Origin of the sequence: Halorubrum saccharovorum DSM 1137, from assembly GCF_000337915.1 — an archaeon.
Taxonomy (GTDB): domain Archaea; phylum Halobacteriota; class Halobacteria; order Halobacteriales; family Haloferacaceae; genus Halorubrum; species Halorubrum saccharovorum.
The window spans coordinates 1-1,560 of the sequence record NZ_AOJE01000027.1 but is presented as its reverse complement, the minus strand read 5'-3'; the positions used below and the strand labels follow the sequence as shown (position 1 = coordinate 1,560).

The following is a 1,560-nucleotide window of genomic DNA, read 5'->3' as shown; positions in this document are numbered from 1 at the left end:
CTCCTACCTATGCTGCACATCGGCGACCACGTCTCAGCGACAGCCTGCAGTAAAGCTCTATAGGGTCTTCGCTTCCCCTTGGGGGTCTCCAGACTCCGCACTGGAACGTACAGTTCACCGGGTCCAACGTTGGGACAGTGGCGCTCTCGTTTATCCATTCATGCAAGCCGCTACTGAAGCGGCAAGGTACTACGCTACCTTAAGAGGGTCATAGTTACCCCCGCCGTTGACGGGTCCTTCGTCCTCTTGTACGAGGTGTTCAGATACCCGCACTGGGCAGGATTCAGTGACCGTACGAGTCCTTGCGGATTTGCGGTCACCTGTGTTGTTATTAGACAGTCGGAGCGCCCGAGTCACTGCGACCTGCTCCGTCGAGAGCAGGCATCCCTTCTTCCGAAGGTACGGGACTAACTTGCCGAATTCCCTAACGTCGGTTCTCCCGACAGGCCTTGGCTTGCGCTGCCAGAGCACCTGTGTCGGATCTCGGTACGGACATCGTGCTCGTCTTTTCACGGGCCCTATGTACGGCTGACTTGCGCTATCTCGCGTTTCTCTCGCTTCGTGCCGTGACGGCTTCCACGAGGTTCCACGATTCGACCGGGCGAAAGCCCGGCTCAGCGTTCCACACGGCGTCGACTTTTACTGCACGATGGCACTGGAATCTTAACCAGTTTCCCGTTGATGCAGTCGAGTTACGGTGCATCTTAGGACCGGCTGACCCTCGGCTGAGTGGCAGTGCCGAGGAACCCTTGCTCATCAGGCCGTCGAGGTTCTCACCCGACTATCGCTGCTACTGTGACCAGGATTGTCGTTTCTGAACGGTCCACGCGAGCTCTCGCCCGAGCTTCCATCCGAACAGAACGCCAACCTACGCGGTTGCCCCTGTCAAGGGCACGGCCAGGTCTCGGTGGTAGATTTGAGCCCCGATCATTTTGGGCGCCTCAAACCTCGGCCGGTAAGCTGTTACGCTTTTCTTAGAGGGTAGCTGCTTCTAAGCTCACCTCCCGGCTGTTTAGGGCTTGAGACCACCTTCGAATCGCACTTAATCTACACTTTGGGACCTTAACCCGGCTCTGGGTTGTTCCCCTCACGGTACACAGGCTTACCCCGCGCACCGGACTCCCTTCGTCTACAGCGCCTGCGGGTTTGGAGTTCGACAGGATGGCCGACTCCTCTCGGAGGCGGGTCATCCAATCGGTAGCTCTACCCCGCGGGCTACCTCGGAAGAGGTCATGCTTCGACATGTTTCGGTTGGAACCAGCTGTTGCCAGGCTCGATGGGCCTTTCACCCCTATGCGCAGATCACGAGAGGATATTGTAGAATACCAACTCTAACGGGCCTCCACGTGGCTTTCGCCACGCTTCACCCTGCCTGCGTATAGATCGCCTGGTTTCGGGTCGCACCCAATTGACTCCCCGCGCTTGAACACGGTGGCCCTCGCACGAATGTGCTGCGGCCGTATCGGTTTCCCTGCGCCTTCCCCGGTTCACGGGTTAGACTCGCCAATCAAGTGCACTCCCTGGGTCGTTTTTCAAAACGCACGACACGACGCCGGCTCG

General features: G+C 58.5%; 1 rRNA gene. It reads right to left on the bottom strand.

From position 1 onward, the window contains the following. Nucleotides 1–1,560: ribosomal RNA gene (locus C471_RS16285) — 23S ribosomal RNA — on the bottom strand; the annotation flags it as partial.